Here is a 15998-nt window from a genome sequence, read left to right as displayed (position 1 = left end):
TTCAACTCATAAAAAATGATAAAAGACATAATGAAACTATACGCTGAATCAATTCCAAAAACAATCATAGGAATCAGGTTAACGATAGGCGTCCGAAAATCCAATCCGATTCCCTAGAGACGAAGGGTTCACCGTTCTATAGTCCTGATTGCCAAATATTTCAACTATCCCCCAAAGGAGTCAAATTAACGATGAAGGGTAATTCCATTTTAACGATTCTGGTAATGTTTTTGATGTTTGGGGCTATCTGTATCTATCCCCCAAGCGGCGCGGGCGCCGATATGATCCCGCGTCCAGAACATCCCTTTCCGCAAGCGGAACGCCAGCCATGGCTGAACTTGAACGGAACCTGGGAATTCGCCGAAACCGATGATAACGGCGACGCTTTTCTCGACGCTTCCCATTATCCCGATCGCATCACCGTTCCTTTCTGCCGGGAAAGCAAGCTATCCGGATTGGAACGGCGGGGATTCGTGAAGAACGTTTGGTATCGCCGCGCCTTTTCTTTGCCTTCCACGTGGGATTCGCCGCGCACCTTGCTGCATATCGGCGCTTGCGATTGGCGGACGCGATTATGGGTGAACGGAACGCTCGCAGGGACGCACGTGGGCGGCAGCGCCGCGTTTGCGTTCGACATCACGCCAGTTTTGCAGCCGGGCGAGAATACCATAATCATTCACGCATTCGACGATACCCGCAGCGGCTTGCAAGCTTGCGGCAAACAATCGGAAAAAGAAGAGAGCTACGGCTGCCTCTATACTCGCACTACGGGCGTCTGGCAAACCGTATGGTTGGAAGGCGTGGGAAAATCGTATATTTCGGATTTCTCCCTTGTTCCCGATCCCGCCCATTCGCGCCTGCTGCTGCAAGCGGATGTGGAAGGTTCATGGAAAGGATTGACGCTGCGCGCCGAAGCGTTTTGGAAAAACCAATCCGTGGGCAAAGCCAGCGCGGCGGCGGATTGGCGCAACAACCGCCTGACGCTCGATCTATCGGAAAAACATCTTTGGTCCGTTAAGACGCCAAATCTCTATGATCTGACGCTGACGCTGGAAAAAGACGGCAAGCCGATTGACGCCGTGCGCAGTTACTTCGGATTGCGCACTGTCTCCATTGAAGGCCGGGCTATCCTTATCAACGGCGAGCCGGTTTTTCAGCGTTTAGTATTGGATCAGGGATTCTATCCCGATGGAATATGGACGGCGCCGAGCGAGGAAGCCCTGCGGAGCGACATCGAACTGTCCCAGGCCGCCGGATTCAACGGGGCGCGGCTGCATCAAAAAGTATTCGAACCGCGCTTTCTTTACTGGGCGGATAAGTTGGGTTACCTGGTTTGGGGCGAGTTTCCCAATTGGGGATTGAATTACGAAAATCCGCAAATCAACCTTCCGGTAATCTCCGAGTGGGTGGAGATTCTGCGCCGTGACCGCAATCATCCCGCCATCGTTGGTTGGTGTCCCTTCAACGAGACGCCCCCCAGCGCGGGCGAGTTGCAGGCGCGGATCGCCGCCATCACTCTCGCCGCCGATCCGACGCGGCCCCTTATCGAAAGCAGCGGCTACGCTCATACGATCCCCCATCCCCAGGTTCTCGACGCCCACGACTATAACCAGGATCCGCCGTCATTCCGCAGCCGATGGATGGATTATTTTTCCAATGAACTCGGCCTGCCCGCCCGTTACGGCGCGGGCGGCGGCGGCGCAGTTCCCTTTTTCGTCAGCGAATACGGCGGCATCGGCTGGTTTAAAGCGGGCGATCCCGCTTGGGGCTACGGCAACAATCCCAAAACGCTGGAGGAGTTATATCAACGTTACGAAGGATTGACGAACGCCCAGTTGGACAACCGCAACCTCTTCGGTTTTTGCTATACGCAATTGACCGACATCGAGCAGGAACGCAACGGCGTTTATTATTACGACCGTTCGCCGAAATTCGATGTGACTAAACTGCGCTCCATCAATGAACGGACGGCCCGTTATGAAACCGATCCGCCGCTAACCGTTCAAACCGCCGTCCGGAATTGGAAGACGGCGATAGGCGCGTTACCTGACGCAGATATGGCTCATGAATGGCGCTTTATCACAGAAAAACCAGGCGATAATTGGGCAGCTTTCGCCTTTGACGATTCCGGCTGGAAGAGCGGCTTTGGCGGCTTCGGTAAAAAGGGCGGCTGGGAAGAACGCACGCGCACGCCCTGGGAAAGCAAAGACATCTGGCTGCGGCAGCAATTCACATATGACAGCGCCGCTTTCGACGCCGCCGCGCTGGTAATTCACTACGATAATGCGACGCAAATCTACCTAAATGGCAAACTGCTATGGAAAGGCGAGGGCTGGAACGACGCCTACGCCGGTTTCGATATTACGCAAGCGTTGCGCGAGGCGATTCAAACCGGCAAGAACGTCATCGCTGTCCACTGCCATCAGGACGAAGGTGGACAATTCATCGACTTAGCGCTACTGTTGGGCAGCGATGCGAAGTAACCTTTAACATATTTATATATAGAAAGCCGCAGCCTTCCTTATCGAATGTTGCGGCTTTTTCTTCTTTACTCCTAGTACGCGAAATTCTCGGAAGAATGGCCGCGTTTTTGACTATCGATTATTTCATCCTACGACGGCTGCGATCGTTTCGCAACGAGCATTGGAGAATGTCCCGGCGACTAGCCGCCGATCGCCTTGACGGCGAAACGGCCAATGAAGAAGATGAAAAATAACCGATAGAACAAAAGCAGGTTTTGCGGAAGCGCAATCCGCTAGAGAGAAAAACTTAGACGCGCAACGGATTCCAGCGCGGAACGAAGGGAGGCGGATCATGAGAATAGCGGTATTACAAGAAGGTTATATGGGATTTCTATTTGCGTTGGCGCTTATTCTTTTTCCATGCGGCGCGTCATCGGACGCCCTAACTCCTCCTTGCGCAGATCGATCGATTATTTATCAGCCGGAAAAAAACATCCCCGGGCAGGCGCCGGATGCGGCGCTGCCGGTCATGGCGCATGCCGGTCCCCACTTGTTGTTGGATGATTACCTGATCGCGGATAGCGCCCACATCTCGCGGGTGGTCATACAGCCGCAGCGGTCGCCTGCTATTCCCAATCCCATTGTCAACGCCAGCCAGGATCATTGTTTTCAACCTTTCTTCTCCGTATTGCGGGATTCCGAAACCGGACGTTTTCGCATCTGTTACGGCGCATGGCGGGACGACAAGAGAATGGACCGTTCCCTATTGGCGACGATGGAATCGGAAGACGGAATCCACTTCATCCAGCCTCATCGGATTTGCGAAACGCCGGAGATTCAGTTCGGATCAGAAGTCATCGACCGGAAATCCCTCGATCCCAATCCGTCGGCCCGTTACGCCTACTGCTATTGGTTCGATGGGGGAATGCGCATCCTGGTTTCCGCCGATGGATTCAAGTGGCGGGCGCTGACGGACGGCGTCGTATTGCCCCACGATCACGACATCAACAATATTAGCTGGGATCCCATTCGCCAGGTCTACGCGGCGACGGTATCGACGTATATCGCGGGAGAACAATGGAGCGGCCAACGACGAACCACTATGATGAGCTTCAGCCATGATTTACTCCATTGGGAGCCTCCCTGGTTTATTCTTGCCGCCAATGACGCTTTGGACGATGGACAAACTCAGTTCTACGCCATGAATGGATACCTAGCGCGCGGATCGTTGCGCATCGGAATGGTTAAAGTGCTGCGAGACGATCTAAAAGCCTCCGATACGCAGCCAGGCAGTTTCGGACGCGCGCATACTTCGCTCGCCTGGAGCCGGGATGGACGCTCATGGATTCGCGACCGTTCCAAGTTCTTCGAGCCGGACGACAATCCCCAAGCCTGGGATCACGCCCATGCCTGGATCGACGAGCAATTCATCGTTGGCGATGACGTATATCTCTATTACGGCGGATACAAACAAGGACACAAGATGAATCGCTTTGAAGAACGGCAGATCGGCTTAGTTAAAATGCCCTTGGATCGTTATGCGGCGAGGAGGGCGGAAGGCGATGCGCCCGGAATGCTTAAAACCGTCCCCATCCAATTGTCCAATCCGGCGGGAACATTGCGGTTGAACGTCAACGCCAGCGGAGGCCAAGTGCGCGTTCAAGCGCTGGATGCAAAAACCGGGAAAGTTCTCCACGGTCTAAGTTTCGCCGATTGCCAGCCCATTGCCAGCGGCGGTTTGCGCGAAGAAGTACGCTGGCGCGGCGACGGTCTCGCCAATGCGAACGGTCAAATCATCCAACTCGAATTCGAACTGATCCGGGCCGATCTTTACGCTTTCGAATTCGATTGATTTTATTCTTCCCCATTCATTTTTTCCACGTAATCGTAGGATGGGTCATACCGTTTGACCCCTCAATTACTCCATTCCATAATTATCGATGGGTCAAAAAACGCGACCCATCCTACTTTTTCTCCATGCCATCGCCGAAATCATCGGTAAGGCATCTCCTAAGAAAACAGAAAGCTGGCAGGCTCATCACGGCTCTGTCATGCTGCGACTCTGTCATTTCGAGCGATAGCGAGAAATCCTTCCACACGCGGGTTGAAGATTTCTCGGTCGCTGCGCTCCCTCGAAATGACATGCCGCGATGCCGGACGCAGGGGGAAAAACGGAGATTCGCTCTCCCGCAATTCACCTTCGAACAAGAAGGGAGGGCGAGGCTCTTGCCGAGCCAAGACTCCTCGGTCCTTTTTCTTTCTGCTATCGCTGATTTCCTCGGTGTGGCGGCTCATCATTCATCATTCAAGAGGGGCGATGAAATTCGCATCCAATCGCACGTAATTTTCATTAACTCCTCTGGAATCGGGCCATCGCAATCCTGAATCGCTCCTGTAAACGATCCATCCCGATCCCGCCAGAGCGCAAGATCGACCGGCTGCCGCAATGTAAGCCTGAAACTGCCAAGTTCGAATTTTCTCAACGCTCCAGCAGCCAATCCATCGAGACGCCCATGATCGTCCAAGCGCACGGCGGCGACTCCCGCCGCTTCGATAGAAGTTTCTCGATTCTGAACCTTCAGGTTTTTTTCAATGGGATCGCCTGCAATGTTATTTGTCCCCGCGATAAGAATCACGGTTCCATCGATCAAGCGGCAAAAGCCTTCCGTAGACGGCGAGCTGGAGATATGGCTAAAACCTTCCAGCTTGGACGACGCTGGAGTCTGAGGCGCGATCCCTTTGGTTTGCAGAGTTTGGATTACGTCCGCTGCCAACGACGATATATCGGGAAGCGCTTTCATGGACGGCGGCAGCGCGGCGGCGCCGTCAAAGGGATTCCCCTCAAAATCGCGCGTCCAATCGCCGAGGCGGTAAAGCGCCGTGGGGCCAGACGCCGCCTTCTGGAAAAATCGGCTAACAGCGGTGGTCTCGAATTCGGGATGATAAAGAATAACGGCGGAATAGCGCTGAGGACCATATTTGATACAGCCTTCTTCATCCATTCGCAGACTGCCGTTTTCAATCTCGCTGCTGGGAATCAAATCGGCGGGATATCCCGCCCGCCATAGAACGTCAGCCATCTCCATCCCCACGTCGTTGTAAGCCGGTCCCGCCCAATTCATGGCGCAGGCGTGGCCGAAAATAACGGCGACGGGGCAATCCAAAGGACTTTTAGTAATAAAATTCAACAGCCGCACGCGGCTTTCCGCTTTCGCAAGATCGCCGCGCAAAAGTTCGAAACTGCGCTGAAAAAGATCGCCATCAGCGGGATAGATTGGATGATAATTGATGCGGCCTCCGGCGAGAGCATGAGTCCAAACGCTTCGTTCGTAATCGGATTTCTGGCCTGAATAATACATATTGTACCAGACGGGGCTGTTCCACTTCTTAGCCAGCGCCGTCCGCACGGCGAAGGGAGTCGTCTCGTCGGTTTGCGCCCAATCGCGCCGGGCGATCCACCAATCCAAACCGTTTTTCATAAATTCCCGCGCCTCTGGATAGGGCCACCAGGTGGGGTGAGTAGCGACGACCGCCGCCGCGCCGAAAATCTCCTTAACGGAACGGTAGAAATCCTGCTCGATGTCACCGTTGCGGCGGCAGGACATTTGCATAAAGCGATTGATGGCGGCAATGCGCTCGCGTTCGCGGCCTTGAACGCCGAAAGTCATCAATAGACAGTCAAAAAGCAAATCGCGCCCGCCGGTCTCCTGAGCATAGGTTTGCGCCCGATAAGCGGAATAGCCGAATTCGTTCTTGTTAGGATTGCCGTCAAAACAAGGAGGAAATCCCCACTCGTCCTTACACACTCCCGCCAAGGGGACGTCGGCATATTGTTGAAGAATGGCGCGTTGAAATTCCATGATGTGCGGCGCGAAAACATCTGGCGTCAAGCGGGCGAACGAAGCCATGACGCAGGCTTTGCGGTTCTTGGCGGCGGGTAGGATCGCTTTGACGGAAGCACTAGCCGCTTCGACGACGCGGCAGGCGCTAGTGATATCTTGAAGCGTCGCCGAATCGATGCCGTCAGATCCGCGATTGTAGGAATATACACGCAATAATTTCCCTTGAAGAGAAACATATGGCGTAGTGTTAAAGGTGTAATGATCGCTCAATTCGCGGCTGTGGATTTCGATTTGAATCTCTTCCGATGCGGATAAATCGAATTCCTGCATCATCAACATTTCTTGCAGCTCGTTGGGATATTGTTTTTGAAAGGCGCGCCGCGCCAAGCGGACATCCAAGTCCATAACTAAAGAAACGCCGCGTTCGCGAGCGTAAACAGCAGCAGCTTTAATGTGAGAATAGGTTTCATCATCCGTTACTTCTTTTAATGGAGCGCGCAAACTGGTAGTAAGATAAGCGTAAGACGAATGAGTACTGATTACATCGAGGAATTCTTTATACCCTAAAGGTTCAAATTCGCGATCCTGCCAGAACCAACAACCCAATTGGGGAAGAACGCTGGGCGGCAAGCGAAGAGAAATATCTGATGCATATCCTGTCGCAGAAAAACCTATCCCCATTGCCAGAAAAATCGGTAAAGAAACGAAAAAGGGATTCCATTGGTTGCATTTCATTGGAGTCGCGCCTCGAAAGGATTAAAAATAGGAAGGGACTTCATTAGAATTTTACGAAATATCCCTAATTCTCGTCAAAATACGATGCAAAAACGAATTTTTTTGATATAGTAAGACAAAACCTTCTGTATTCTAATATTACTTTCTTTTTAAAAATTGCTGATAAAAAGTCTAGCGCGGAAAAATATCGTTGAAAAGAATATTTGATTCGGCGGCTTTTTCTTTTTATCGCCCCGTTTCTCATATCATAAAAGTTCAAAATTAAAAAGTGAGGAAGCAATATGAATCGTTCCATTAACTCTACGATGAGAGTGATTCCCATACTCGCCATCTTCTTCGCCGCTCCCGCTTTCGGGCAAACGTTTTCCATTCCCGCCGATACGGTCGAAGTCTATGACGATGAAACCAGCATCGACGGTCTTACCCGCCAGACGGATTTCGACGATGTCAACGATAGGAAGTTGACCGTGCGTTGGAATTATACGGGAAACGACGTTTACGCCTGGCATATCTACGTCAAGAAAAACGACGGCGGCTTTTTCTATCTCAACGCAGTCGACGTCGGAGCAAGTTTTTATACGTGGAACAACCCTGACGTGAATACCCAATTCGAGTTTCGCGTTTGGGGCTTGCGCACCAACGCCGCCAACGTCGTATTGAACCAGCGCGGTCCGATGGGCTATAACCTAGACGGCGGCGAAGCGGTGAAATTGAAAAAGATCGCCAATCCCAGCGATTTGCCCGCGCAAACGGCCATTGTCGTGGACGACCTATTCCATTCCACCGATCTCAGCAACGGCGAGGACGTGGACGGCGAACTCGAAAGCGCCATCGCTTTGAAATTCAATCCCGGCGAAGGCGACTTCTACGACGTACATGTCCAGGTCAGCGTCGACGGTCAGAATTTCGTTTTTCTCGGTCAAACGGGTGCGGCGGATATTTATTTCTTCCGCTTTGACGGCAACCGCACTTTTCTGTTGGATAAGGCCTTCCAGAGCGGGCCGCAGAATAATATGGCCTATTGGTTCCGCGTTTTTGCGCTGCGCAAAACCGGCAGCCCCGCGCGCATGGACGCTGGTCCGATCAATTTTTCCATCGACCAATCCACCTTATGGCCGACTCCAACGCCGACTCCGATTCCGCCGACGCCCACGCCTACGCCTATTCCTACAATCAGCCTATCCGGCAAAGTTTCCTACCTTATCAATAGCGGCGACGCCGTGGAAGGCGATCCCGTCGCGGGCGCCGAGGTATCCCTTATTCCTGCTCTTTACAACGTAAGCGACGCGACGAACGAGAGCGCTATTCTCTCCACGGTTTCCGGCGGCGACGGTTCTTATTCCCTGATTCTTTCCGCAACCACGGAATCTTTCCGGCTGCGCGTTTCCGGCAAGAGCCATTATCTTCACGTCGGCGCCGCGTTTTCGCCAACCGCCAGCCGAACGATGAACGAAGCCGTCATCCCCTTGGGATTCCCTATGAGCGCCTACGACGCCATTTTCCGATCCAGCGAAAGTTACGCCACCACGTTTAATGGGCAGAAAGTGATGACGCAACTCAAACTGCCGAGTTCCGTACCTTGGCTGCTGTTGGACGCCGCCGCCGCTGATTCTGGCTATGTTCCCACCGAACAGGAGAAAACTCTGCTCTTGAACATCATTACGATTCAATTACCGCAAGCAACGCGCAATCTTTTAACAGGTTTAAGCGTCAGTTCCTTTTCTTCCAGCGTTTATCCGCCCAATTACAGCGAGATGGGATTGCCCAGTTCCTATATTCTGGGCTGGTGGTGGGACAATCCCCAAACTTCGGTTTTGGGCAGCGCCAGCGTCCCCAAAACATCCACCGACGATGCGCGCCGCATCGCCGCCAACGATTTTTCCATCAACACCCTGCAGAAAATCCAGGAAAAGTTTCCATCCTATAGTGCGGAACAGGTGCAGAACGAATTTCTTACGACGGCTTTGCAGATGGCGGGAATCATGGCCGGAGCCAACGAACCTTACAAGGAATCGACCGATCCCGGCGGTCTGACGGCGGCGGATTCCGTCTTCGTAACGGGAACCACCGCCCGCGCCTATACGCAATTCGACAAAGACGCGCTCTATATCAGTTACGTTCGCGGATATATCGCCTCGCCCGATCTGGACGTATCGGCGGGAGATTGACCGCGCCGCCGCTTGTACGAAAACTTACAAGCGGATTTCATCATAGTCTATGATTTGATATGTTTTGAATTTTACGGATATTGGCGTCGTATAATCGCCCGACTCAATACAGATTGGTTTAAGTCAAGTATTTCCTTGAACCGATTTGATTTCGCTATTGTACTTTCGTCATTTCCAATTTCTGATATATTGGGAAACGATCCAAATTGTCGTTTTCGGATTTATTGGAGAAATAAAATCAAGTGCTAGGGGATAATGATGACGAAGCCGAATTCCCACCAATCCACTCGCCGCCGATTTCTTCAAACCGCTTCCGCCGCGGGAATCGCTTTTCCTTTTATCGGCGCATCACATACTGCTTCCTCCCAGGCGCAACCCCAAAAGCCCAACATCGTCTTTATTCTCATCGACGACATGCGCTTCGATTCCATGAGCTGCATGAATCACCCCTTCCTCAAGACGCCCAATATCGACCGTCTCGCCAACGATGGTGTTCTCTTCAACCACGCTTACGTTACGACCTCGTTATGCTCGCCCAGCCGCGCCAGCATTCTCAGCGGCCAATACGCCCATCTCCACGGCGTTCTGGACAATTCCACGCTTCTGCCGGAAGCCGCGCCCATATTCCCCCTCGAATTGCAAAAGGGCGGCTACGAGACAGCCTTCATCGGCAAATGGCACATGGGCGGCGAAAGCGACGCGCCCCGCCCCGGCTTCGACCATTGGGTCAGTTTCAGAGGCCAGGGCGTTTATAACAATCCTGTATTCAATATCAATGGCAAGACCACGCCGCGCCAGGGCTACATGACCGATCTGCTTACCGATTACGCCGAGGAATTTTTAAAGAAAGAGCGCAGCAAGCCTTTCTTTCTCTACCTCTCCCACAAAGCCGTTCACGCCGATTTCTATCCCGCCGAACGTCATAAAGACGCTTTCTCCGACGTCAAAATCGAACATCCGGCTTCGATGGCCGCTGCGGAAGAGAATTACGCAGGCAAACCCCTTTGGGTCAAACGCCAGCGCCACAGCTGGCACGGCGTGGATTATATGTATCACGACGGGACCTATTTCGACCGCTTTCTCCTCGACTACAATCGAACCATGCTCTCCGTCGACGACAGCATCGGGCGCGTGCTGGACGTTTTGGAGTCTCAAGGCGCATTGGACGACTCACTCATTCTTTTTACCAGCGACAACGGTTTTCTTCATGGAGAACACGGCCTCATCGACAAGCGCTGCATGTACGAAGAATCCATCCGCGTCCCTCTGTTGGCCCATTATCCTCATCGAATCCAGGGGAAGCGGCGAACCGATCGCATCGCCCTCAACGTCGATATCGCCCCCACTATTTTGGAAACCGCCGGTCTGCCCATTCCCGATACCATCCAGGGCCGGTCTTTCCTCCCCATCTTGCGCGGCGAAGACGTTTCCTGGCGCGAAGCCATGCTCTACGAATATTTTTGGGAACGCGCTTTCCCCCAAACGCCTACAGTTTTCGGTGTGCGCACGGAGCGTTACAAATACATGAATTTCAACGGGATTTTCGATCTCGACGAATTGTACGATTTGCAGAACGACCCTCAAGAAATGCGCAACCTCATCGACGATCCCGCCCATTACGAAACAAGGCAGGATATGCGCAAACGCCTCGGCGCCCTGATGAAAGAGTTCGGAGCGGCTATGGTTCCCAGTTTTCGCGCGTGATTGCTTCGTTTCTCCTTCATTCTTCGCTGCGTCGATAGAGGATATCTTCTACCGGCGTCCGGTAGGGATCGACGATGGCGATCAAGTCTTCTTCGAAGCGCGCCGTGACAGGGCAGCCTTTGCCGGCGGCGTGATAATCGAAGTTGCGCCGCGCCGTTTCCGCCGCCGCTTCGATAATCATAATAACATTACGCTGCGATTCTACGTTGGGGTAGGTATTCTTCAATTCTTCGGGATCGTCGCCGAAAAACTTTGCCCGCGCAATGGCCAAAATTCCCGCCACGATCGACGCTTTGCCGTAGCCGAATATCTCGGTATAGCCGCCGCGATTTTGGATGCGGCCTCCAAACGCCGGATTGCGCGTGCGCGAACCTTCGCCCATGATCGCTTCTCGGTAGCCCCGATCCTGCTGATCGACCATGCCCCGCCCCAGCGTTCCATAAACCTCGATCTCCTGGTTGACGGCGCCTTCGAAATCGCGGGGATTAATCCAATTGTTGTGGTATTCGCCGTACATCCCATCGGCGTAAGTAATGCCCACGGAAAGAGCGTCCCAGGCATTAATGTCATGCGGCTTGGAATAGGATTCCAACGGGCGCTTCTCTTTTTCGGCGGAGAGGCGATGATAGCGGCCCCAATTCGCCAACAGTTTCTTTTGCCCCACGGCGAAAAGGCTGGCGGGGAAGACGTCGAGATAATACGCCACGACGTCCAGCCAATGGCAGCCGACGTAGGTGAAAGGATTGGACTGCTCCGCCCATTTGAACACTTCCGTAGAAACGTCGATCGGCTCTTCCAGGCAGGCTCGCACGCGGTCGATCTGGTCGTATTTTTCTTTGGCGTGGCTCATCAAGTCGCGCACGAAGGGATCGTAGCGCTTGTGCATGTCGGCGGCCACGATCCGCTTTTGCCGCCGCGCAAGGGCGATGATGCGGTCGATCTCGGCGGTCTTAAGGCAGACGGGCTTTTCCGTGATAACGTGGACGCCCCGCTCCAGCGCCGCTATAATCGGCGCGTAATGCAGATGATCTGGCGTGGCGACAAAAAGAATATCCGGCTGATAAACGTCGAGCATCTCCTCCCACACGTTCTCGCGGTAATGCGCGCGCAGGGCGGATGCGGGAAAATCCTCCTTGAACCACTGCACGATGCCGTCCACGTTGCCCAACACAGCGCTATGCGTACCGATGGCGATGAAGCGGCATTGGATATCCGCCACTAGCGGCGCATAGTGGCTCATGCCGATAGAGGTCAACGCCCCAGCGAAGCCCCCGCGTTCGAAATCCTTCAACGTCTGCCCGATAATCTCCTTGAAAAACATGCCGCCGCCGATGACGGCGATTCGCAACTGCCGCATGATCGTCCTCGCTGATTTTGGGATATCGAAGATTATACGGCCATACTCGCCGCCGCCCCAAGGGAAGCGATAGGCATGGCGAGGAAAAAGAAAGTAGAGCCTTTAAAGGGCATAGAAGTTTGGCATGAAAAATTTCTTGTAATTTTTAAATTTTCTTATTGACAATATGATTTATTATTATTATTATTATTATAGCGATTCGGTGTTGATTCCAGATAGCGATAGATGAACGACAGTCTCTTTCTAGTCGAAAGTATCATTTATGACCTATTTGTTAAAATATTATGATATTTATCGGCAAATTTTTCCTAATATAAATTATCAATCCAATTTAGAAGGAGTAAGCTCATGCGTAAGATCATTATTATATTATCCCTTAGCGTATTTCTTGTAGCGGGATACTTCCTAGTACAATCGCAAAATGCACCGTATTTTAATAATCAGGACGATTTTCTCCAATTCAAAGGAGCAATGTCCTCCCAGGAACGTTTCGACCTTTCGACAGAGATATTGCAAAACGCCAGCGATGTCGCCATAAGTCTCGAAGCCGTTAAGGATTTGGTGCGATTAGGGCAAGCGCTGAAAAAAGACGACGATGCGTTGAAGCAAATCGAAAAACTTTTAAAGAAAACAGAAAAAGATAGCCCATTGGAACGAAACGCCCTGCTGGCGAAAGCGCGGTTGCTGCGCCGTTTGGGACAAAAGGAAGAAGGAGACGCCATCTATCGCCAAGCCTGCGAGGAAAAGTGGGATAACTCGTTTACCGATTACCGCGACAGCCTTTCCGAAACCGGCGAAGACGACAAAAGAGCGGCCAATATTCATAATGGATGGTTTGCCTATCGCAACGAGAAAGACTTGTTCTATTTCGCCGACGCTCTTAAACGTTACAAAACGAAAAATTCTTCCCACTCCGTCGCGGAAAAAGTCTTACCGCAGTTGGCCGATTCGCCCGGCCATCCTCAAATCCTTCAATTAGCGCAAGCGTTATGCCTGACCATCGACGCACATTACGGCGAAGCCTTAACCATGTTCGACGCCGTTGAAAATGAGTTTCAAAAAACGATAGGCCTCCTATCCTCAACGGACGAATTTTATAAAGAAAACGAGAACCTGCCTCTCTATAGAGCCTTGTGCCTGTTTTTGGAAGGAAGAGATTTTAACGCCGCCCGCCAAAATATCTCAAGTTATTTGGATAAAAGTCAAAGCAGTCCGCGATGGCAAGCGGAGCGGATCATGAATATTTTATGGCATTTGGAAAAGTCGAAAGAAAACATGCCGCGAATGTTGGAAGTGACGTCTTTAGTTCTTGAAAGCAGCTTGATAAAGGACGAGAAAATCCGCGTTGAAATTCCTATGGATTTGGCTGCCGGGCTATACGATTTTCATCAATTGGGACTGGCATGGAACGGGCGCTTTGACGAGGCGGAAGCATGGTGTTTGAAGGGTATGGAAGAGTTTTTCCCGCAGACCTTGGCGGGCGCGAACATGGCGAAATGCTATGGACAGGCCTTGTATATGAAGAAAAAGTACAAGGAATCGGAAGAACTGCTCAAGTACGTACTATCGAACTATCCCAAAGAAGAAGTCGTTCCATCTATCAAGTATTGTCTGGCCGAGGCGTTGGTGGCGCAAAACAAATTGGAGGAAGCAACCCCGCTGTTGGAAGACGTGATTCTACGCTTCGAAAGAAGCATCGAACATTCCGATATGGATTGCAAAGAAAAATCGATTCGTCTGCTGGCGCATTTGCAGCAAGTCAAAAAATCCGGAGGCGACGTCCGCCGCTATCGCTTCGATGAACTGAATTGATCCCTATTTCAAGAAAACAGACTAAATAGGAATAACTATAGAAATCCACGATTAAAATGGGGAATATAAAATGAAAAGAACCTCTTTTACCATAAAATCCATCTTCGCTATAATAATATTGTTGGCGACCACAAGCGCGATGCCGGGATACGCATGCACGAATTGGCCCGCATGCTGCGATTTTCCTGACCAATTATCCGTCTGGGTTTTTAAATTGCCGGAATGGAACCTGTTGGCGCAGAGTGAACTGGGACAAACGACCGTAAATGTAACCGCCAACGGCATCGTTACGCTCCATTTCGATATGGGCTTGTACGAAATAGATGGAAATTTGAATTGCACGTGCTGCGGAAGCTGCACCCAAAACGGCTGGATTTGGACGTGCTCGCACGGTTCTGTCAGTGTCAATAATCCAAATAACTATTATACGAATATGGTATTTCCTGGTGCGGGTACATATACAGTTATTGCCCAATATTTGGGAACCACATGCAGCGGCGGCAGCTGCGGAAATTGGCCGGTAATGGCGCAAACGATGACGATCGTCATCAATTCGTTGCCCGTACCAACACCTACGCCTGCATAATACACTTTTACCATATATGTTGACCAACCCGGAAGAGGAGGCGATGCTGATCTATATGAAACAGATGGTAATGGTAACTATGATGTAGGACATACTTTCTGGCGATTCTGGGCTAGTGGCACATCTGGAATTCCAAGCGACCTTCTTCCATACGCTAATATTAAATGGGGATATCGTCCAACCTCCGGCGTTAAGCCCTTTTTTGGGACCTTATACTGCTTAAGGAACAATCGCAAATGATGATACTTATCCATTTGAAGTTTTTAAAATATATTATATAAGCCAACAACAATTTTATAATGGTTTGATATTCACTAAAAATTTATATCTTAATCCTGGCACCTATCATTTATATGATAACAACTGCACTGATAAAGGCATACAAGCGGGAGCAGCTGGGGGGATTACACTACCAGATACACAACGATGGCTGGATATCGGTTACCTTTCTAGTCCGGGACAATTAGGGTGGGATTTTAGTAATTGAATCTTACTTTTAATTTAATTACTCCATATTTACCTATAGGTTAAGGAGACAAATAATGACGCGTAAACGCATAGCAATAATATTAATAGTCTTTCTAATCATCCTGCTTGGGTTGATCGCTATTTATTTGATGCTAAAGAATATCTTACCATCCTCTGTAGTTCCAGTCAGAAACGCGAGTCAAGAGCAAAGCGGAGAGTCAAGCAAGATTGCGCAATCCGTCATCGACGCCGCCCTAACGAAAGCGCAGGAGATTCGGAACCTGGCCGATAAAATGCGTCTTCCTATAGAGGCAGCACTATCCCTTCCTGGCTTGAAATCGAGTGAAATTAAAGGTAAAGGGCGTTATCTCAACATCGAGGATTCTGATGAACAAAAAACAATGAAAATGACATACATCGACAACAAATTGGTTGATTTATTTGTTGAAGATTCCAACAAAAAGAGCTATGTTATACATTATCAAGACGCGGGCGTTCGAGATTACTTAGAAATGCTAAATAGCAAAGCCAATGGCTGCATACTATTCTTCCACAAAAACCTGCAAATCGAGAGTTACACATCGGTGAAAGACGGCCGCCGTTTTGGCCCCTATTTTCTGATGAACGAGAAAGGCGAAATCACGCAGTCGGGCGTATGCGAAACGCCGGCCGATTTCCAAATCAAATTCGGCGGCGATTGATACCTAGCGTCTCGGATCGAATGTCGGGGCGATGAAGATCGTTACCTTTTTTTACTCATCATTCATCACTGACGATCCGGCAAAAAGTATTAATGATGCTATCGGCTGACTGCCTGTTGTAGTGCAGGCATCTTGCCTCCAGTATATCTTGTGCAGGCTGGAA

The 15998-nt window shown here is 51.0% G+C and carries 10 protein-coding genes; 8 read left to right on the top strand and 2 right to left on the bottom strand.

Annotated features, from left to right (window positions below):
* Nucleotides 1–191 precede the first annotated feature (191 nt).
* The 3 genes from AB1656_11375 to AB1656_11365 all read left to right on the top strand — a co-directional run bounded on the left by AB1656_11375 (nucleotide 192) and on the right by AB1656_11365 (nucleotide 4314).
* Nucleotides 192–2483 carry a sugar-binding domain-containing protein gene (locus AB1656_11375; GenBank protein ID MEW6235980.1) on the top strand — a complete coding sequence of 764 codons (2292 nt, stop codon included), beginning with the start codon at nucleotides 192–194 and terminating at the stop codon, nucleotides 2481–2483.
* 95 nt (nucleotides 2484–2578) lie between these two features.
* Nucleotides 2579–2716 carry a hypothetical protein gene (locus tag AB1656_11370; protein MEW6235979.1) on the top strand — a complete coding sequence of 46 codons (138 nt, stop codon included), beginning with the start codon at nucleotides 2579–2581 and terminating at the stop codon, nucleotides 2714–2716.
* Nucleotides 2717–2814: 98 nt separating this feature from the next.
* Nucleotides 2815–4314: a hypothetical protein gene (locus AB1656_11365; protein MEW6235978.1), complete on the top strand. Its 1500-nt coding sequence runs from the start codon at nucleotides 2815–2817 to the stop codon at nucleotides 4312–4314.
* A 442-nt stretch (nucleotides 4315–4756) separates the two neighbouring features.
* On the opposite strand, the gene AB1656_11360 is transcribed toward AB1656_11365, so the two are convergent.
* Entirely contained in the window at nucleotides 4757–7039 is a 2283-nt protein-coding gene (locus AB1656_11360; GenBank protein ID MEW6235977.1) for a hypothetical protein, read from the bottom strand.
* A gap of 281 nt (nucleotides 7040–7320) precedes the next feature.
* Here AB1656_11360 and AB1656_11355 point away from each other — a divergent pair, with 281 nt between their 5' ends.
* Entirely contained in the window at nucleotides 7321–9207 is a 1887-nt protein-coding gene (locus AB1656_11355; GenBank protein ID MEW6235976.1) for a hypothetical protein, read from the top strand.
* 255 nt (nucleotides 9208–9462) lie between these two features.
* Nucleotides 9463–10911, top strand: coding sequence for a sulfatase (locus AB1656_11350; GenBank protein ID MEW6235975.1), 1449 nt, complete (start codon nucleotides 9463–9465; stop codon nucleotides 10909–10911).
* A gap of 16 nt (nucleotides 10912–10927) precedes the next feature.
* Here AB1656_11350 and AB1656_11345 read toward each other — a convergent pair whose 3' ends face one another.
* Nucleotides 10928–12268 (bottom strand): Gfo/Idh/MocA family oxidoreductase, encoded by a 1341-nt coding sequence (locus AB1656_11345; GenBank protein ID MEW6235974.1) that lies wholly within the window; start codon nucleotides 12266–12268, stop codon nucleotides 10928–10930.
* Between the two features lie 471 nt (nucleotides 12269–12739).
* Between AB1656_11345 and AB1656_11340 the strand changes: the two genes are divergently transcribed.
* From AB1656_11340 to AB1656_11330, 3 genes are all read left to right on the top strand, one after another.
* On the top strand, nucleotides 12740–14080 hold the full coding sequence (locus AB1656_11340) for a hypothetical protein (GenBank protein MEW6235973.1): 1341 nt from the start codon (nucleotides 12740–12742) through the stop codon (nucleotides 14078–14080).
* A 70-nt stretch (nucleotides 14081–14150) separates the two neighbouring features.
* Complete coding sequence (locus AB1656_11335) at nucleotides 14151–14666, top strand: hypothetical protein (GenBank protein ID MEW6235972.1); 516 nt, start codon at nucleotides 14151–14153, stop codon at nucleotides 14664–14666.
* 542 nt (nucleotides 14667–15208) lie between these two features.
* Nucleotides 15209–15835, top strand: coding sequence for a hypothetical protein (locus AB1656_11330; GenBank protein ID MEW6235971.1), 627 nt, complete (start codon nucleotides 15209–15211; stop codon nucleotides 15833–15835).
* The last annotated feature ends 163 nt before the right edge of the window (nucleotides 15836–15998 follow it).

Source organism: Candidatus Omnitrophota bacterium (assembly GCA_040755155.1).
GTDB lineage: Bacteria > Hinthialibacterota > Hinthialibacteria > Hinthialibacterales > Hinthialibacteraceae > JBFMBP01.
This window is presented reverse-complemented; position numbering and strand designations above follow the sequence as displayed.